17 protein-coding genes are annotated in these 18,839 nt (G+C 63.9%); 11 read left to right on the forward strand and 6 right to left on the reverse strand.

Translation table 11 applies throughout. The annotated features are described in order from the left end of the window. Positions 1 to 101 precede the first annotated feature (101 nt). From DEJ54_RS18360 to DEJ54_RS18375, 5 genes are all read left to right on the forward strand, one after another. Complete coding sequence (locus DEJ54_RS18360) at positions 102 to 1,949, forward strand: ABC transporter ATP-binding protein (RefSeq protein ID WP_113155830.1); 1,848 nt, start codon at positions 102 to 104, stop codon at positions 1,947 to 1,949. Beyond that, a complete protein-coding gene (locus DEJ54_RS18365; protein WP_113155831.1) occupies positions 1,946 to 3,832 on the forward strand; it encodes an ABC transporter ATP-binding protein in 1,887 nt (628 codons plus the stop codon). The genes DEJ54_RS18360 and DEJ54_RS18365 overlap by 4 nt, the downstream gene beginning before the upstream one ends. 58 nt (positions 3,833 to 3,890) lie before the next feature. Beyond that, the gene (locus tag DEJ54_RS23275; protein WP_162742342.1) at positions 3,891 to 4,160 is read left to right on the forward strand and encodes a hypothetical protein; all 270 of its coding nucleotides are present in this window, start codon (positions 3,891 to 3,893) and stop codon (positions 4,158 to 4,160) included. Positions 4,161 to 4,169: 9 nt separating this feature from the next. Beyond that, a complete protein-coding gene (locus DEJ54_RS18370) occupies positions 4,170 to 5,060 on the forward strand; it encodes a LysR substrate-binding domain-containing protein (RefSeq protein WP_113155832.1) in 891 nt (296 codons plus the stop codon). A gap of 114 nt (positions 5,061 to 5,174) precedes the next feature. After that, positions 5,175 to 5,360, forward strand: coding sequence for a DUF1059 domain-containing protein (locus DEJ54_RS18375; RefSeq protein ID WP_113155833.1), 186 nt, complete (start codon positions 5,175 to 5,177; stop codon positions 5,358 to 5,360). A 40-nt stretch (positions 5,361 to 5,400) separates the two neighbouring features. Here the strand turns inward: DEJ54_RS18375 and DEJ54_RS18380 are convergent, their stop codons facing one another. Genes DEJ54_RS18380 through DEJ54_RS18390 form a run of 3 tightly spaced genes read right to left on the reverse strand, consistent with a single transcriptional unit; the run spans position 5,401 to position 7,933 of the window. Then, positions 5,401 to 6,669, reverse strand: coding sequence for a CCA tRNA nucleotidyltransferase (locus DEJ54_RS18380; protein WP_113155834.1), 1,269 nt, complete (start codon positions 6,667 to 6,669; stop codon positions 5,401 to 5,403). Continuing rightward, entirely contained in the window at positions 6,669 to 7,307 is a 639-nt protein-coding gene (locus DEJ54_RS18385) for a CoA pyrophosphatase (RefSeq protein WP_113155835.1), read from the reverse strand. Before DEJ54_RS18385 ends, DEJ54_RS18380 begins: the two co-directional genes overlap by 1 nt. Next, complete coding sequence (locus DEJ54_RS18390) at positions 7,304 to 7,933, reverse strand: DUF1285 domain-containing protein (RefSeq protein ID WP_113156394.1); 630 nt, start codon at positions 7,931 to 7,933, stop codon at positions 7,304 to 7,306. Before DEJ54_RS18390 ends, DEJ54_RS18385 begins: the two co-directional genes overlap by 4 nt. Positions 7,934 to 8,094: 161 nt before the next feature. Here DEJ54_RS18390 and DEJ54_RS18395 point away from each other — a divergent pair, with 161 nt between their 5' ends. From DEJ54_RS18395 to DEJ54_RS18410, 4 genes are read left to right on the forward strand one after another with little or no spacing between them, the layout of a single operon-like run. Next, positions 8,095 to 9,117, forward strand: a complete 1,023-nt coding sequence (locus tag DEJ54_RS18395; protein ID WP_113155836.1) for a MoxR family ATPase — start codon at positions 8,095 to 8,097, stop codon at positions 9,115 to 9,117. Positions 9,118 to 9,145: 28 nt separating this feature from the next. Then, positions 9,146 to 10,063: a DUF58 domain-containing protein gene (locus DEJ54_RS18400; RefSeq protein ID WP_113155837.1), complete on the forward strand. Its 918-nt coding sequence runs from the start codon at positions 9,146 to 9,148 to the stop codon at positions 10,061 to 10,063. Beyond that, the gene (locus tag DEJ54_RS18405; RefSeq protein WP_113155838.1) at positions 10,060 to 12,870 is read left to right on the forward strand and encodes a DUF4159 domain-containing protein; all 2,811 of its coding nucleotides are present in this window, start codon (positions 10,060 to 10,062) and stop codon (positions 12,868 to 12,870) included. The genes DEJ54_RS18400 and DEJ54_RS18405 overlap by 4 nt, the downstream gene beginning before the upstream one ends. 1 nt (position 12,871) lies before the next feature. Further along, complete coding sequence (locus tag DEJ54_RS18410; RefSeq protein ID WP_113155839.1) at positions 12,872 to 14,932, forward strand: glutamine amidotransferase; 2,061 nt, start codon at positions 12,872 to 12,874, stop codon at positions 14,930 to 14,932. Positions 14,933 to 15,093: 161 nt separating this feature from the next. Here DEJ54_RS18410 and DEJ54_RS18415 read toward each other — a convergent pair whose 3' ends face one another. After that, positions 15,094 to 15,603, reverse strand: coding sequence for a GNAT family N-acetyltransferase (locus DEJ54_RS18415; protein ID WP_113155840.1), 510 nt, complete (start codon positions 15,601 to 15,603; stop codon positions 15,094 to 15,096). A 276-nt stretch (positions 15,604 to 15,879) separates the two neighbouring features. Between DEJ54_RS18415 and DEJ54_RS18420 the strand changes: the two genes are divergently transcribed. Further along, a complete protein-coding gene (locus tag DEJ54_RS18420) occupies positions 15,880 to 16,869 on the forward strand; it encodes a glutathione S-transferase family protein (protein ID WP_113155841.1) in 990 nt (329 codons plus the stop codon). Positions 16,870 to 17,087: 218 nt separating this feature from the next. On the opposite strand, the gene DEJ54_RS18425 is transcribed toward DEJ54_RS18420, so the two are convergent. After that, the gene (locus DEJ54_RS18425) at positions 17,088 to 17,492 is read right to left on the reverse strand and encodes an NUDIX domain-containing protein (RefSeq protein WP_371685925.1); all 405 of its coding nucleotides are present in this window, start codon (positions 17,490 to 17,492) and stop codon (positions 17,088 to 17,090) included. A 200-nt stretch (positions 17,493 to 17,692) separates the two neighbouring features. Here DEJ54_RS18425 and DEJ54_RS18430 point away from each other — a divergent pair, with 200 nt between their 5' ends. After that, complete coding sequence (locus tag DEJ54_RS18430) at positions 17,693 to 18,613, forward strand: metallophosphoesterase (protein ID WP_113155843.1); 921 nt, start codon at positions 17,693 to 17,695, stop codon at positions 18,611 to 18,613. 3 nt (positions 18,614 to 18,616) lie between these two features. Here DEJ54_RS18430 and DEJ54_RS18435 read toward each other — a convergent pair whose 3' ends face one another. After that, positions 18,617 to 18,832 (reverse strand): DUF3955 domain-containing protein, encoded by a 216-nt coding sequence (locus DEJ54_RS18435; protein ID WP_113155844.1) that lies wholly within the window; start codon positions 18,830 to 18,832, stop codon positions 18,617 to 18,619. Positions 18,833 to 18,839: the final 7 nt, after the last annotated feature.

Below are 18,839 nucleotides of genomic sequence, written 5' to 3' on the forward strand. Positions count from 1 at the left end.
GCCGCCGCCCGCGGAAAAGAGCACGAAAACAGACGATTACACCGCAAACACGACTCAACGCGTCGCGTTTGCGGGCACGAGAATGAAAGACGCCAAAGACAATGTATCAATGGTTCGAACGACGACTTGAGCCCTTCCCCGCCGAAGAACCGCAGGAGCCGCCGCGCACCTTCTTCGCCTTCTGCCTGCACTTCACCAAAGGGGCATGGCCCTATATCGCCATTTCGGCGGTCCTGATGATGATCATCGCCATTGCAGAGGTCTGGATGTTCTCCTTCCTCGGCAACATCGTCGACTGGCTGGCCGAGAAGGATCGCGCAACCTTTCTGGATGAGGAAGGCGCAAAGCTGATCGGCATGGCTGCAATCGTCGGCATCGTCCTGCCGGTGGTGGTGTTCCTTTATGGCCTGGTCACCCATCAGGTTCTGATGGGCAACTATCCCATGCGCATCCGCTGGCAGGTGCATCGCTATCTGCTCAAACAGTCGATGAGCTTCTATCAAGACGAGTTTGCCGGCCGCATCGCCACCAAGCTGATGCAGACGGCGCTTGCCGTGCGCGAATGCGTGATCAAGATGACCGACGTGATGAACTATGTGACGGTGTACTTCACCGGCATGCTGGTTCTCGCGGCCTCGGCCGACTGGAAGCTGGCAGCACCGCTGGTGGGCTGGCTGGTGGGGTACATCCTGCTCATGCGCCATTACGTACCCAGGCTCGGAAAGATCGCGCAGCGGCAGGCTGACGCGCGCTCGGTGATGACCGGCCGCGTGGTCGACAGCTACACCAACATTCAGACCGTAAAACTCTTCTCGCATGGCCGACGCGAAGCGTCTTACGCCCGCGAGGGCATGGGCGGCTTCCTCGACACGGTGCATGAGCAGTTCCGCAACATCACCGGTCTCTACGGCCTGCTCTACCTGCTCAACGCCCTGTGCCTCGTCGTGGTCGGGTATCTCTCCGTCACCCTGTGGGTGGCCGGTGCGGTAAGCGTCGGCGCCGTGGCCGTGGTGCTCGGCCTCGTGCTTCGCCTGTGGGGCATGTCGCAGTGGATCATGTGGGAGCTGACGGCGCTGTTCGAGAATGTCGGCACCGTGCAGGACGGCATCAGCTCGATCTCCATGCCCCGACTGGTCGATGACAAGCCGGACGCAAAGCCCCTTGCAGTGCCGGAAGGCAAGATCGAATTCGACGGGATCGGCTTCCACTACGGCAAGAAGGGCGGCGTCATCGAAGAGCTGTCGCTGAGCGTGAAGCCCGGCGAAAAGGTCGGCCTCGTGGGCCGTTCGGGCGCGGGCAAGTCGACGCTCGTGAACCTGCTCTTACGCTTCTACGATCTGGAACGCGGGCGCATCGTCATCGATGGCCAGGACATCGCCGACGTGTCGCAGGACACGCTGCGCGCCGCGATCGGCATGGTCACGCAGGACACGTCCCTGCTGCACCGTTCGGTACGCGACAACATCCTCTATGGCTGCCCCGACGCGACCGAAGAGATGATGCTTGAAGCGGCCCGGCGCGCCGAGGCGATGAGCTTCATCGGCGGACTGACGGACCCGAAGGGCCGCGTGGGCTTCGACGCCCATGTGGGCGAGCGGGGCGTCAAACTGTCAGGCGGCCAGCGCCAGCGCATTGCCATTGCCCGCGTCATGCTCAAGGATGCGCCGATCCTCATCCTCGACGAGGCGACCTCCGCACTCGATTCCGAAGTCGAAGCGGCGATCCAGGAAAACCTCTACCGCCTGATGCAGGGCAAGACGGTGATCGCCATCGCCCACCGGCTCTCCACGATCGCCGCCATGGACCGCCTGGTGGTGATGGACAAGGGCCGGATCGTCGAGGAAGGCACGCATGACGATCTGGTTGCCGCCGGTGGACTCTATGCAAGCCTCTGGCAGCGCCAGTCCGGCGGGTTTCTCGATCTCGAAGCAAACGAGGCTGCGGAATGAAGGAAGACAGCGAAAAGACGGAGCCCCACCAAACCGACAGCCTGTGGCGCAGTCTCGAAGAGGTCATAGACCCCTTCGGCGACACGCCGCGGGCGGTCCTGCCGGTCAAGGCGCATGAGTTCATTCTCTTCTTCGCCCGGCAGGCCAAATGGCCGTTCATCCTGCTGCTGATCGCCGGCGGCCTGATGGGGGCCGTCGATGCGGGGCTTTACTGGGCGCTTGGCTGGCTGATCGACCTGCTGGATTCCTCCTCGCCGGCAACGCTCATCGCCGACCACTGGACGAAGCTGGCCGGTTTTCTGGCCCTGCTTCTGGTAATTCGCGCCGTGGTCATCATCGTCAACACGGTGCTGGAAGAGCAGGTCATCGCGCCTGCCTTCTACCAGCGTGTGCGCTGGCAGTCGTTCCGGCGGGTGATCGAACAGCCCTATGAGTTCTACCAGAACGACTTCGCCGGCCGCATCGCCACAAAGATCCTGCAGGGCGGCGAAGCCACGGGCGACTTCATCATCAACGTGCTGCAGACCATGTGGAGCTTCCTCACTTTCGTGGTGCTGGCGCTCTCCATCCTGACGGTGCTCGACCCGTGGATGGGCGTGGTCATCCTGCTCTGGCTCGCGACCTACATGGCCATCGCGCGCTTCCTGCTGCCGCCCCTGCGGCGGGCGGGCCGGCGCACGGCGGACCAGCGCTCGATCCTCAACGGACGCATGGTTGACGCCTTCACCAACATTCTGGCGGTGAAGCTGTTCGACAGCGGCCAGCGCGAGCATTCCTATGTGCGCGAGGGCATGGCGCATTTCCTGAGCGCAGTGCAGAAGCTGACGCGCGCCATCACCCGTGTGCGGGTGACGGTGGCCATCGTCAACGGCTTCATGATGGCGGCAATCTTCGTGCTGGCGGTGTCGCGCTGGCTCGACAGCGCCATCACCACAGGCGAGATCGCGGCGGCCATGGGCCTCGTCTTCCGGCTGAACCAGATGTCGGGCTGGATGATGTTCAACATCAACGGGCTGATCCGCAACTACGCGACCGTGCAGGACTCAACCACCGTCGTTTCGGTGGAGCCGTCCATCCGCGACGCCGAGGGCGCAAAGGTCATGCCGCGCGCCAAAGGCGACATCCGCTTTGACGACGTGACGTTCAATTACGGCAAGGAAAGCGGCATCATCGAGGGGCTGAACCTGCACATCAAGCCGGGCGAGCGCGTGGCGCTGGTCGGCCCTTCGGGCGCCGGCAAGACCACCATTGTCAGCCTGATGCTACGGCTTTTCGAGGCCGAACACGGGCGCATCCTGCTCGATGGTCAGGACATCACGCAGGTGACGCAGGCCTCGCTGCGCGCACAGTTCGGCGTGGTGAGCCAGGAGCCGATGCTGATGCACCGCTCGATCCGCGACAACATCGCCTATGGGCGGGGCGACGTCACCGAAGAGGAAATCATCGCGGCGGCCAAGCGCGCCTCGGCGCATGAGTTCATCCTCGATGTGACCGACCCGAAAGGCCGGACCGGCTATAACGCGGTGGTAGGCGAGCGGGGCGTAAAGCTCTCCGGCGGCCAGCGCCAGCGCATCGCCATCGCCCGGATGATGCTGAAGAATGCGCCGATCCTCATCCTTGATGAGGCAACATCGGCGCTGGATTCGGAAATCGAAGCGGTGATTCAGGAAAATCTTGAGCGGTTGATGGAGAACAAGACGGTTATCGCCGTGGCGCACCGGCTCTCCACCATCGCCGCTCTCGACAGGATCATCGTGCTGGACCGGGGCCGCGTTGTCGAAGAGGGCTCGCACGACGCGCTGGTGGAACAGGACGGGCTTTACGCCCAGCTGTGGAAACGCCAGTCAGGTGGCTTTCTGGGCGAACGGATGGCTGCTGAGTAAGCCTGGACACGAATGCCGGTGGCTGCACTGAAGGTGCGGCCATCGGCTCTTCTTCCTCATGGTCTTCAAAGTTGGAGCGACGCAGCGGCAAATCCGCCAACTCGCGCTCCGACATGCCGCGAAGAGCCGGATGCGCCAGCGGATCACGCCACCAATTGTCATCCCAGGCATCCTGCACCGCTCGCCGGTGATTGTCCCTGAAGGTTTGAACCATTATCCAGAAAAACTGAAACATGGGACCTTCTCCATCTATGAGATTTCTCTACGAGAGCCAAAATCCCGGCGTTTGGCATTATTTTCAATGGAGATTGCCTGCTCTTTGTTATAGAAAAACTATATGAAACACCTGCCACGTGTTCACCTGAACGGATTGCGCGCCGTCGAAGCGGCGGGCCGGTGCGGCTCACTCAGTGCGGCTGCCGATGAACTCGGCGTTTCAGTGGGAGCCGTCAGCCAGCAAATCATCAAGACCGAGGCACAGCTCGGCGCGGCAATCTTCGAGCGGACGGGACGCGGCATCCGGCCAACCGGGCTCGGCCAGCAGTTCATCGACCGGCTGAGCCTCGGCTTCCAGACACTCGATGCGGCGGTGGCGATGACGCGTCACGATACGGATTCGGTCCTGACCATCTCGGTCGCGCCCGTCTTCGCATCCAAATGGCTCGTGCCACGGCTGGCGCGCTACACGAGAGCGCATCCGGAAACCAAGCTGCGGCTGGAGGCCTCGACCGACCTCATCAATCCCGACAGCAGCGACATCGACCTGGCGATCCGTGTGGGCGAAGGCGACTGGCCGGGCGTGAAGAGCGAATATCTTCTGCCGCAGGAAGTGTTTCCGGTCTGCGCCCCGGCGCTGGCAGATGCGCTCGAAACGCCCGAAGACATCCTCACAGCGCCGATCATCCGCGACGCCAACTCGAACATTGCATGGGATGTGTGGCTGAAACCGCTTGGTCTTGACCAGCGCGACCTCGTTGAGGGCGACAGCTTCACCGACGCCGCGCTCTGCCTTGATGCAGCCATCGCCGGACAGGGCGTCATGCTGGCCTGGCACACACTCGCCCATGACGCTCTCGAAGGCGGGCGACTGGTCGCACCGTTTCAACAGCGCGCCAGAACACGCTACAGCTATTGGCTGATCACCTCGGAGAACCGGCAGGAACCGGCAAAGGTGCGTGAATTCAAGGCATGGCTGCGCGGCGAAATCGCGGAAATGCTGGAGATATGACGGCACGGCGGCCACCGCCCGGCTTCAATCACGTTTGTTTCCGCCAGCAACCTCTCGCCGCATTCCGTGTTATAGTTTAAGTCACGCATCAACCGAGAACAGGAGGACAGTCTCATGAAGGAATTTCATTGCGGCTCGCTCGTTCCAGGCTGCGACTGGCACACACGCCATGAGGAAGAAGCGGAGGTCATCCGCCGCGCAGCCGAACATATGCGCGATGCCCATGGTGAAACGGTGATCCGCGAGAGCATGGTGGAAGCCATCCGCTCACGCATCGGACAGGCCAAGAACGCGGCCTGAGCCGCGCCCTGCCCCGAAAGACTGCGGCCCCCGAAAAGGGTCAGCCTGCGGTCGAAATCATCTTTGCGGCGCGCTCAAGCAGCGCGTCGCGCTTCATTGAGAAATCAGACTCGATCCACTCGTCCTGAAGCCGCGACAGGACTTCACCGACTGCGCGCCCCTTTTCCAGCCCGAGCTTTGCCAGATCGCCGCCATCGACCGGAAGCACCGGCTTCCGCCATGCAGCGGCGAGCTTCATCAGACGGGTGAAGCCGGCAGCCTCCATCAGCGCCTTGTCATCCTCGGCGGCGCGCGCCCGCGCGCTCACAAGCGCAAGCTTCAGCCGCCACAAAAGACCTTTTTCATCAGACCTGTAGGCAAGTTTTCTGAATCCGGCCTCATCGAGATCCGGCTGCGGAACCGGCGCCCTCGCCCAACCCAGGAGCGTCGCCTTTTCCGCGTTGGAAAGGCGCAGCCGCTTGCCAAGTTCCGATATGCGCGGCTCATGGGGCGGAATGATCGCCGCAAGACGCAGAAGCGGCTCCGGCTCCCAGCCAAGCGTGCGCTCCGCCTCCATCAGCGGGCCGATCGTGTCGATGCCCCATTTCTCCGATTCCGGCAGGATCTTCGTCAGCACACCGGTCTGGCGCATCCACAGAAGCGCACGCGAGGGATCGGGCGCGGACAGAAGCTTCTTGAGTTCCGCCCAGACACGCTCGGCGGAAAGACGCTCCAGCCCGTCGCGGTGCCGCGTGCAGGCCTTCAGCCCGGCGGCATCCGGACGGCCAGCGCCATACCAGGCGAAAAAGCGGAAGAAACGCAGAATGCGCAGATAATCCTCGGTGATGCGGGTGTCTGCATCGCCGATGAAGCGCAGGGTGCGGCTGTCGAGATCCGCAAGCCCGCCGACCAGATCGATGATGTCGCCATCGGCGCGGGCATAGAGCGCGTTGATCGTGAAGTCGCGGCGCTCGGCATCGTTCTGCCAGTCGCGCCCGAAGGTGACGCTGGCGCGGCGGCCATCGGTTTCCACGTCGGCGCGTAGCGTCGTCACCTCATAAGCGTGACCATCGGCAATCACCGTCACGGTGCCATGATCGATACCCGTCGGCGCGGTGCGGAAACCTGCCTTGCGCGCGCGGCGCACGGTTTCATCCGGCGTCGTGGTGGTGGCGATATCGATGTCGGTGACAGGCTGGCCAAGCAGCGTGTTGCGCACCGCGCCGCCGACGACGCGCGCCTCATCGCCCCCGGTGGAAAGGGCTGCGAGCAGTTTCTGAAGCTTTTCGTCGGCCAGCCATTGCGATTCTGAAATCAGTCGCTTGTCCATCAAGCATAAAGTCTTTCGTAAAGGGTGCGGATAATGCCGGCGGTCACGCCCCAGATGAAGCGCTCGCCGAATGGCATGGTGTAATAGAACCGTTCCTTCTCCTGCCACAAACGGCTCTCACGCCGATGGTTGGCGGGATCCATGAGAAAGGCAAGCGGCACCTCAAAGGCGGCATCCACTTCGTCGGGATTGAGGTGCAGCCGGAAGCCCGGACGGACGATACCAAGCACCGGCGCGATGCGATAACCGCTGCCGGTCGAATAATCGGGCATGCGCCCGACCACATCGACGATGCGGGGCCGAAGGCCGATTTCCTCATCCGCCTCGCGGAGCGCCGCAGCCTCGGGCGACACGTCCTCCGGGTCGATGCGGCCGCCGGGAAAGGCGATCTGGCCGGAATGGTTGCGCAGCGCCAGCGTGCGCTGGGTCAGGATGACCGATGCGCCATCGGCGTGATCGACAACCGGAATGAGCACCGCCGCATCGCGCAGGCCGGGCCGCACGATCATTTCGCGCAGGTCCGGGTTCAGGCTGTGATCGCCATAGTCTTCCGCCCCTGCCGGTCCCTGCTGTCTTGCAGCGCGGCGGCGGAATTCCTCTGCCGAGAACAGGCTTTTGGGCGCGGTCGTCATGGTCATTGCGAAAGTCTATCCAGTTCGGCGACAGGCATCACGGGAAAAACCGAACCGCGCGAGCGGATGGCAAACATGAGCTGCCCGTCAATCTCGATCTCCTCGCCCGCTTCCACAAGATCATACATGACCGAGCGGGCCACCAGCGCCTCGAGACGCCCGCGCACATGGAGATAGGGTTTTAGCCCGCCGGTCTCCGGCTGGTCCACGAAGCGCAGTTCATGCTCTGGCCCGGCCTCGACCAAATCGCCGACATTGGTGCGGAAAGTGAGCGCCTGTTCTTCGCCCGCGCCGGTCACGACCATCTCCACGGCGAGGAAAGGCGCATCCTCGACGCGGATGCCAACTTTTTCCACCGGAGTTACGAGATAGGTTTTGCCGTCCTCATCCTTGCGCAGAACGGAGGAGAAAAGCTGTACCAGCGCCGGGCGGCCAATCGGCGTTCCCATGTAGAACCAGGTGCCATCGGCTTTGATCTCCATGTCGAGATCGCCACAAAAGGCGGGGTTCCAGCGTTCGACGGGCGGCGCGCCTTTTCCGGAGCGGGCCGCGCGCGCTATCATCGCCTCAAGACTGACGGCGTCGCCAGCTTCAGCGAGACTTGATGTGCTCTTAGTCGTTTCATCGTCCATGGTCACGAAATAGTCACTGTTGTTTCGCTTGTCAGCCTTGTTCAGTGTTTTAAATTTCCCAAAGGGACGTGACGGTACGAATCGCTTCAGACACGTGCCGGCCTGGTCCGTTCCTCCCGCCCCGCACTATACCCGCGGGCCTCAACAAGGATCGAGACGGCATGAGCATTGTTTCCAAGAACGAAGTCCCCGGCGAAAAGCCCATGAGCGACAAGGAGATGATCGCCGAGGCCGAACGCGCGCTTGCGGACATCGCCCGGGTGCGCGATGGCGTCGGACAGGTGATCTTCGGCCAGGAAGCGGTGGTGGAGCGCACGCTGGTGGCGCTACTGGCCGGTGGCCATGCGCTTCTCGTCGGTGTTCCGGGGCTGGCCAAGACCAAGCTGGTGGAAACGCTGGGCGTCGTGCTCGGCCTCGACGCCCGACGCATCCAGTTCACGCCGGACCTCATGCCCTCCGACATTCTGGGCTCGGAAGTGATGGAGCAGGATGAGAAGGGCAAGCGCTCCTTCCGCTTTCTCCCCGGTCCGATCTTCTCGCAGCTTTTGATGGCCGACGAGATCAACCGCGCCAGCCCGCGCACCCAGTCGGCCCTTCTCCAGTCGATGCAGGAATATCACGTGACCGTGGCCGGCCACCGGCACGACCTGCCCGCGCCCTTCCATGTGCTCGCGACGCAGAACCCGCTGGAGCAGGAAGGCACCTATCCGCTGCCGGAAGCGCAGCTCGACCGCTTTCTGATGCAGGTGGACATTCTCTATCCCGAACTCGAAGCCGAGCGCCGCATCCTTCTGGAAACCACCGGTGTGGGCGAAGCGGAAGCCGCCAATGTGCTGACCGCCGAGCGGCTCAAGGAGATCCAGATGCTGATCCGCCGCATGCCGGTGCCCGAAAGCGTGGTCGACGCCATTCTCCAGCTCGTGCGCACGGCAAGGCCGGGCGTTGGCAATCCCGACACCGACCGCCATGTGGCGTGGGGTCCCGGCCCGCGCGCCAGCCAGGCGCTGACCCTGTGCGCCCGCGCCCGCGCGCTCTATGATGGTCGGCTCGCGCCCTCGGTGGACGATGTGCGCGCACTCGCCGAACCCGTTCTCCAGCACCGCATGGCGCTCACTTTCGCGGCCCGTGCAGAAGGCATGACCGTGCGCGACGTGATCCGGCGTCTTGTGAAAACGCTCGACTAATGGGCGGCCTGCCCCAGATAGGATCTTGATGGCAAAGATCGGCGAAGTCTCCACACCGGTTGCATCGAACGATGCGCTGGTTCGCGCTCGCGCGCGAGCCGCGCTGATGCCTGACCTGCTGGTGGACGCCCGGCGCGTGGCCAACAATGTGATCGCCGGCTGGCATGGCCGCCGCAAGCGCGGCATTGGCGAGAATTTCTGGCAGTTCCGGCCCTATGTGGATGGCGAGGCCATCTCGCGCATCGACTGGCGGCGTTCGGCGCGCGACGATCATCTTTATGTCCGCGACCGCGAGTGGGAGGCTGCCCACACGGTGTGGCTCTGGGCCGACCCGTCGCCCTCCATGCTCTTCAAATCCTCGCTTGCGCCAACCGCCAAGGAATCGCGCGCGCTGGTTCTCACCCTTGCGCTGGCCGAGCTTCTGTCACGCAGTGGCGAACGCATTGCCTGGCCGGGTGTCACCGACCCGTTTTCCGCCCGCAGCGGCGCTGAGCGGCTGGCGACGCAGCTCATGCACGCGCCGAGCCTTCCCGCACGGCCCGACCTCTTGCAAGTGCGCCGCTTCTCCGACGTGGTGCTGGCGAGCGATTTCCTCGATCCGGTGGAGGAAACCATTGCCTGGCTCGACCAGTTGGCGGGCCGTGGCGCACGCGCCCATCTGATCGAGATTGCCGATCCGGCAGAAGAGAGCTTTCCCTATTCCGGCCGCACCGAATTTGCCGATCCGGAAACGGGCGACAAGCTGACGGCCGGCCGTGCGGAAACGCTGGCCGACGATTATCGCCGGCTTTATCTCGCGCGGCGCGAAGAACTTGCCGGCTGGTGCAAGCGGCTTGGCTGGAGCTACACCGTGCATCACACGGACCGGCCAGCCGCACAGGCGCTCGTAACGGTCCATAACGCCATGAGCGTTGACGCAGGCTTCGGCATGGAGGGCGGGCTTTGAACTGGCTTTCCCTCTCTTTCGCACAACCGTTTCTGCTCTGGGGTCTGATCGCCCTGCCCGTGATCTGGTGGCTCTTACGTCTCACCCCGCCGCGCCCGCAGACCGAAACCTTTCCGCCCCTGAAAATTCTGGCCCGCGTGGCAAAGCGCGAGGAGACGCCCCACAAGAGCCCGTGGTGGCTGACGCTGCTCAGGCTGCTGCTTGCCGCGCTGGTGATCCTGGCGCTTGCCGATCCCGTGCTGAACCCGCGCGAGAAGGCGGCCGGCGACGGCGCTGCGCTCGCCATCGTGCTCGACAATGGCTGGGCTTCCGCGCCCGACTGGGATGAACGCGTGGCCACCGCCGCACGCCTGATCGAAGATGCCCGCGCCAATGAACAGCCGGTCGTTCTGGCGCTCACGGCTGAAGAACAGAACCAGGAGATCGGCCCCTTCGACGCCGACACCGCGCTTGAACGGCTGAACGCCGCGCAGCCCCGCCCCGTGCCGGGCAACCGGCCTGTAATCTATGGCCGGGTGGCAGGCGCGCTGGAAGACTTTCCGGGTGCGGCCATTGCGGTGCTCTCCGACGGGCTCGCGGCGACGGGCGATGAGGCGGCGTTCGGCGAACTGTTCGCCAGCGCACCGGGCGAAGTTCTCTGGGCATCGCCCGAGCGGCTCGGCCTACTCGCCGCAACGGATGCGCAGAACACGGCGGAAGCCTTCGAAGTGACGGCGACACGTGCCGCAGGCGACACCGGGCCACGTCAGGCGGTCGCCTTTGCGAGCGACGACAGGGGCCGGCGCATCGCCGAAACCACGATCACGTTCGGCGTCGGTGAAACCCGTGCCGTGGGCGCAATGCGCCTGCCGTTTGAGCTGCGCAATGATTTCGTTTCCGTGGGGCTTGAGGGCGAAAACCAGGCCGCCGCCCTTCGGGTTCTCGACGAAAACAGCAAGCGCCGGCGGATCGGCCTGATCTCCCAGAGTGAGGCGGATCAGGCGCAGCCGCTCCTTTCGCCGCTCTACTATATCGAGCGCGCGCTCTCGCCCTTTGCCGACCTGTTGCAGCCCTCAAGCGCGGAACTGACGGAAGCGCTGCCGGAGCTTCTGGAGCAGAACCCGGCCGTGATCGTCATGGCCGATGTGGGCACGCTTCCCGCATCACCCCGTCAGGCGCTGATCGACTGGGTCAACGCCGGCGGCACGCTGGTGCGTTTTGCCGGCCCAAGGCTCGCCGCAGCCGAGAATGACGAAGACCTGCTGCCGGTGCGGCTGAGGCTGGGGGAACGCTCACTGGGCGGCGCGCTCTCCTGGACCGAGCCGCAGCCCGTGGCGGAGTTCCCGCCCAATGGCCCCTTCTCCGATCTCGCCCCGCCCCGCGACGTAACGGTGAACCGGCAGGTTCTCGCCGAACCTTCGCCCGACATCGTGGAACGCAGCTGGGCCAATCTGGCCGACGGCACACCGCTGGTAACCGGCGTTGCGCGCGGCGAAGGGCAGATCGTGCTCTTTCACGTCACGCCGGAGGCCACATGGTCGAACCTGCCGATTTCCGGCAGTTTCGTGGAAATGTTGCGCCGGATCGTCCAGCTCTCGCGCAATCAGGGCGCCCTCAATGAGCCGGGCGCCGAAGGCGGTCGGGCGCTTGCCCCCTACCGCATGATTTCCGCCGACGGACGCCTCGTCCCGCCATCGGGCGATGCCGAACCGCTTGCCGCAGGCGCAACCGCCGTCACGCTCAAGAACCCGCCCGGTCTCTATGGAAGCGAAGAAGGCGTCGTGGCGCACAATCTGCTCGCACCCGATGCGGAACTCACCCCGATCACCCGCCCGGAGGCCCCTGCCCCGATGACCGCGATCAGCTATGGCTTCGATGAACAGCAGCCGCTAAAGGGGCCGCTCTTTGCCGCCGCCCTCGCACTGCTTGCGCTCGATACGCTGGCCGTTCTGTGGCTTGGCGGACGACTGCGCCGCAAACCGCAACTGGCCAGGGGCGCGGCCGCCATGCTCGCCATGGGACTGGCGCTTGCAATCATGTCGCCGGATACAGCCCGCGCGCAGGACGAGCGCACCGGCGAGGCCGACGCCATCGCCGCCATCTCGCAGACACGCATTGCCTATGTGCTGACCGGGCTTTCCTCGCTCGACGCCACGAGCCGCGCAGGCCTTCAGGGGCTTTCCACCTTCCTCGCCGCCAAGACCGCGCTCGAACCCGGGGAGCCGGCAGGCGTCGACATCGCAACGGACGAGCTCTCCTTCTACCCGCTCATCTACTGGCCCATCGATCCCGACGCACCGATGCCCGGCGAAGAAGCAATAGCCCGCATCGACGCCTACATGCAGTCGGGCGGTACGGTGCTGTTCGACACGCGCGACCAGTATTCCACCGGCTTTGGCTCTGATGCGGTGACGCCAGCAACGCAGCGCCTGCGCGACATCCTTTCCGGTCTCAACGTTCCGCCGCTGGAACCGGTGCCGGAAGATCACGTATTGACCAAGGCCTTCTTCATCCTGCCGGAATTTCCCGGCCGCTATCGCGGAAGCCCGCTCTGGGTGGAAGCCTCGTTCAACGCCCCCTCACGCACCGACCGCCCGGTGCGGGTGGGCGACGGGGTGACGCCGATCATGATCACCGGCAACGATCTGGCCGGAGCCTGGGCGCTCGACGCCAATGGCGAGCCGCTTCTGCCGACCGTGCCCAACGATCCGCTGCAGCGCCTTTATGCCTACCGCGCGGGCGTGAACATCATGATGTACATGCTCACCGGCAACTACAAATCGGACCAGGTGCATGTGCCGGTCCTGCTTGAACGACTGGGGCAGTAGCATGAACTGGTCGCTCAGTTTCGAACCCTTCTTCTCCTGGCCTGTGCTGGCCGCCCTTCTCGCGCCCGTCGCGCTTCTGGCGCTTGCCGGTCTGTGGACCCGGCAGCGCGGGGCGTGGCTGCGGCTTGCAGCCCTTGCCGCACTGGGTGCAGCACTTGCCAATCCCGTCCTGCTCGATGAGGAACGCGAACCGCTCAAGAGCGTCGTGGCCGTGGTAGTGGACGAAAGCCAGAGCCAGACCACCATCGACGGTCGCAGCGAGATGACCGACCAGGCCGCTGCCGAACTGGAAGCGCGGCTGGCGCGTTTCAAGGAATTCGAAACCCGCGTGGTGCGCACGGGCCGCGCGTCTTCGGCAACGGAAAACGCACAGACACATCTCTTCGAGGCGCTGGACGGCGCGCTGCGCGACGTGCCGCCCTCCCGCGTCGGCGGGGCGGTGCTGATCACCGACGGGCAGGTGCATGACATTCCCGAAAATGCGGCAGCCCTTGGCGCGCCGGTTCATGGTCTGATCACCGGCGAAGCGGACGAAATGGACCGCCGCATCCGTTTCGAACGTGCGCCGCGCTTCGGCATTGTCGGCAAGCCGCTGGAGATGACCTACCGGGTGATCGCCACGGACGAGCAGCGCGGACCGGTGGAAGTGCGCGTCATCATCAATGGCGAGGAACTGTTCATCGAAGACGCCCTGATCGGCCGCGAAACGCGGCTCGAGATCGACGTGCCGAGCGCCGGGCGCAACATCATCGAACTGGCCATCGACCCCGTTGAGGGCGAGCTGACCGACGTGAACAACCGTGCGGTCGCGCTGGTCGATGGCATTCGCGAGAACCTGCGGGTTCTGCTGGTTTCGGGCGAGCCGCATTCTGGCGAACGCACCTGGCGCAACCTCCTGAAATCCGACGCCTCGGTGGATCTGGTTCACTTCACCATTCTGCGTCCGCCGGAGAAGCAGGACGGGACGCCCATCAACGAATTGTCGCTGATCGCCTTTCCCACCCGTGAGCTCTTCGTGGAGAAGATCGACGATTTCGATCTCATCATCTTCGACCGCTACCAGCACCGCGACGTGCTGCCGATCCTCTATTACGACTACATCGCAGAATATGTGGAGAATGGCGGCGCGCTTCTGATTGCAGCCGGACCGGAATTCGCCGGCAACCAGTCCATCGCGCGCACCCCGCTCATCTCCGCTCTGCCGGGTCTGCCAACCGGCGACGTGCTCGAACAGGGGTTTCACCCCCGCCTGACCGAAACCGGCGAACGCCACCCGGTCACGCGTGGCCTTGAGGGCTCGGCATCCGAACCGCCGGAATGGAGCCGCTGGTTCCGTCTGATCGGCATAGACCGGCCCGACGGTCAGGTGGTGATGCAGGGCGCGAACGACCAGCCGCTTCTCATCCTCAACCGCAAGGGCGAAGGCCGCGTCGGCATGTTTCTGTCCGATCAGGGCTGGCTGTGGGCGCGCGGGTTCGAAGGCGGCGGCCCGCATGTGGCGCTTTATCGGCGCATCGCCCATTGGCTGATGAAGGAACCGGAGCTGGAAGAGGAGCGCCTTTCAGCGGCAGGTCGCGGCATGCGGCTCGAAATCACCCGCCAGACGATGGAAGAGGGTGCACCACCCGCCGAGATCACCACGCCGTCCGGCAATCTGCTTTCCGCAGAGCTTGGCCCGGCTGGCCCCGGCCGCTTCTCCACCAGTCTGGAAACCAACGAGATCGGCATCTACAGCATTGCCAATGGCGAGTTGACGACACTCGCCCATGTCGGCCCGGTCAACGCACCGGAATTCGGCGACATGGTTTCGACGCTGGAGAGGCTCACGCCGGCAGCAGATGCAACGGGTGGCTCGGTGCGCCGGATTGCCGATGGCAATCTGCCCAACATCGTTCCCGTCCGCCGCACCGGCACCGCTTCGGGCAATGACTGGATCGGTTTCAGAACAACGGATGACAGCGTGCTGAAAGCCGTGCGCCGGGTGCCCGTCTTCACCGGTCTTCTGGCGCTCGCCCTGCTGCTCTTTGCTTTCGGGGCGATGTGGTATCGCGAGGGACGCTGAGGGAAGCGGCTTCCCGCCCTCGTGGTTCGACAGGCTCACCATGAGGGCTGTGGTTGTGCAGCGGGGGCATCAGCCTGGAACACAGGCGCCACCCGAGCCCTCATGGTGAGCCTGTCGAACCACGGGGGCGGAGCGGTTTTCCGCAGTTTTTCTGGACTGCCCTATCGCGCCAGCGCCGCGTGGGTGACATCACCCTGAAGGCGGACGACCGCGCCTTCCTGCAATTCCACCGCCAGAAGTCGGTTTGGATCAACCGGGCGCGGCATCTCGATCTGGCCATAGGGGATTTTCTCAAACCCCAGCGGCCCGTAGTAAGGCGCATCTCCCACGAGCACGACAGCGCCCGCTCCGGCCTCACGCGCGGCCTCGATGGCGATGTGCACCAGCTTGCGGCCAATGCCGATGCTCTTGAAGGCAGGCCGCACCGCCAGCGGCCCGAGCAGAAGCGCCCTGCCCTCGCCGGCGGCGATCCACGTCATCCGCACCGAGGCGATCACCACATCCTGATGAATGGCGACAAAAGAGAGCACACGATCATGCAGGCCGCCTTCGCGGATCTTGTAGGCCGCGCGGGTGAAGCGGCCGGGGCCGAAGGCTTCTTCGTTGATGAGTTCGATTTCAGCGTCGTGGGCCGGCTGTTCCGGCAGGTAATGAATTTCGGCAGAAGCCATGATCGTCTAGTCCGGTGGTCTCGAAAGGTGGAAGCGGCCATAGGCCCGCCCGCCCCATGCCAGGGGCCTTTAGTCCTTTCGTCGTCGCTCCACCAGAAACAGGATCATGTCGTGCGTTTTCCTCGCTGAATGGTTTTCCCGCTACCAGCAATTCCCTGCCTCGTCCACTGGAACTTTACCGCGGAACCAAAATTGTTGACGCAGTGTTTACAACCAGAACGGTTGGGTTCACCCCGGCAATAACCTACATGCGGCTGGAACAAAGGAGTTTCGAGAATGGGTTTGCTCGTTGACGGTGTCTGGCGCGATCAGTGGTACGACACCTCCAAGACCGGCGGCCGCTTCGAGCGGTCCAAATCGCAGTTCAGGGATTTCGTCACGAAGGACGGCGCACCGGCTGAAGGCCGCGAGCGCGGCTTCAGGGCCGAACCCGGGCGCTACCACCTCTACGTATCGCTCGCCTGCCCGTGGGCGCACCGCACGCTCATCTTCCGCAAGCTGAAGAAGCTGGAAGACGTGATCTCCGTTTCGGTCGTCCATCACTTCATGGGCGAAAATGGCTGGACCTTCCTCAGGGAAGACGGTGCGACGGGTGACGACCTCTACGGTTTCGACTTCATGCACCAGATCTACACCAAGGCCGACCCGGATTATTCCGGCCGCGTCACCGTGCCGGTGCTGTGGGACAAGAAGACGGAAACCATCGTCTCCAACGAGTCGGCGGAGATCATCCGCATGCTGAACGAAGCGTTCGATGAGTGGGGCGACGCCACGCTGGATTTCTATCCGGAAAACCTGCGCGCCGAGATCGACGCCACCAATGATCTTGTCTACGACAACATCAACAATGGTGTTTACAAGGCCGGTTTCGCCACCACGCAGGCCGCCTATGAAGAGGCGTTCAAAGCGCTCTTCGATACGCTGGATCAGGTGGAGGACCGCCTCTCACGCCAGCGCTACCTCACCGGCTCACAGCTGACGGAGGCCGACTGGCGGCTGTTCACCACGCTGGTGCGGTTCGACCCGGTCTATGTCGGTCACTTCAAATGCAACCTGCGCCGGATCGACGACTATCCGAACCTGTCGAACTATCTGCGCGAACTCTATCAGGTGCCGGGCGTGGCCGAGACCGTCGACATGCTGCACATCAAGGCCCACTACTACGGCAGCCACAAGACCATCAATCCGACCGGCGTGGTGCCGCTTGGACCGGAACTCAATCTGGACGCACCGCACAATCGCAGCGAATGGGCAAAGGCAGCCTGAGTTTTTCAGCCTCTAAGGAACGTGCGCCAACGCCAAAGCCCCCTTCTCCCCGCATGCGGGGAGAAGGTGAGGATGAGGGGCCAGTGCCTGCGGTGGCGACCAGCGCATGGCACTGAGTGAAAGCGGGAACATTGTTCTTGGCAGCGCCCGCCCCTCATCCGCCTGCCGGCACCTTCTCCCCGCTCACGGGGAGAAGGACGAACACCAGTCCCGCCGCACTACCACTCGTCGGAAACGGGTGCGTTGTCGAAAATCTCCGCGATGCGGCGGCGGGTGCCGTCGCTGGTGCCGTCCGGCAGCGCGTTCAGCGGGAAGAAACGCGCCTCGGCAATCTCCCGGTCGGGCACATGCGGATGCGTCTGGCGAAAGCCGGTGATGAGATAGACCGCCACATGGTCACGATTGCTGGCCATGCGGTTGAAATGAAACGACCGCAGAACCGGCCTTTCAAGAATCTCGATATTGCCTTCCTCGACAAGCTCGCGCGAAAGCGCCGCCTCGGTGCTCTCGCCCGGCTCCACGCCGCCACCGGGAAAGTGCCAGCCCTTCACATAGGTGTGCCGCACGAGGAAGACCGCATGGTTCTCCGCGTCATAGACCACACCACGCATGCCCAGCGTCATGGGCCTGCTCAACCGCAGCCAGAAATGAAAAAGACGGGCACTGAGCGCCGCCTTTCGGGGCGGTGAAGCAGGTGCGTTCATCGGTTGCCCCCGGATCGGCCTTCGACAGAGAAGCGGCCGGACCGAAAACCGGATGACACTTTTCGCTCCGGTGCTCTGGCGGGCTGGTCAGCGCGGTTTGCGTGTTCTACACACGAAACATGTTTCGCCTTGCGCATTTTTCCGACATCCATCTGGGGCCTCTCCCCGCTGTTACCTATCGTGAGCTCGCTTCCAAGCGCATCACCGGCTACATCAACTGGCGGCGCAACCGAAGGCTCAATCTCGACCACGGCCTGATCGACCGCATCACCGACGACATGCTCGAAGCCGCGCCCGACCACATTGCGCTTACGGGCGATCTGGTCAACCTCGCGCTCGACAAGGAAATCGAGATGGCGCGGCTCTGGCTGGAGAGCCTCGGACCTGCGGACAGGGTCTCGGTGGTGCCGGGCAACCACGACGCCTATGTACCGGGCGCGCTTGCGCGCTGCTGCCGCGCCTGGGCCGCCTACATGACCGGCGACGACGGGACACCCCCAAAAGGCAAAGACGCGTTCCCCTATCTGCGGGTGCGCGACCAGGTCGCCATCATCGGCGTTTCCTCGGCCCGCGCAACCGCGCCCTTCATGGCGTCGGGCCATTTCTCGAAAGCGCAGGCCAAGCGGCTGGCGAAGATGCTCGACGCCACCCGGGAGGCCGGACTGTTCCGGGTCGTGATGATCCATCATCCCCCCGTGCGTGGCGCGACCAATGCGAGCAAGCGCCTTTACGGCATCGGCCGGTTCCAGAAACTGATCCGCAAGCATGGCGCGGAACTCATTCTGCACGGCCACACACACAAGCCGACCGTCCACCGCATCGACGGGCCAAGCGGAGCTTCCGTGCCGGTCGTCGGCGTCGCTGCAGCCGGCCAGTCCCATGGCAGCGCCAAACCGCCCGGTCACTACAATCTCTTCGAAATCGACGGAAAGCCGGGCGCATGGGAAATCCGCTTTTCCCGCCGCGGCGTGACCGATGGCAATGGCACGATAGGCGAGGTTTCGGGCGCGCTCCTTACCGGAGACGTGCAGGCCGGCTGAGGATCAGGAGGCGCGCACGCACCGCCATGCAGCAATGCCAAGGCCGAACGTGCCGCTCGCCGCGCCAAGGGCCACGGACAGGGAACCGAGCGCAATCAGCGCAAACGGCTCATGCAGAAAACCTTCGGCATCAACACTGCTGCCGATCCAATTGGCTGCAAACAGACAAGCGCCACCGGCCACAACCAGAAAAACGGCGCAAAAGAACAGAAACTTCATCAAAATC

The sequence above is a fragment of the Nitratireductor sp. OM-1 genome, from assembly GCF_003296175.1.
Lineage (GTDB): Bacteria > Pseudomonadota > Alphaproteobacteria > Rhizobiales > Rhizobiaceae > Nitratireductor > Nitratireductor aquimarinus.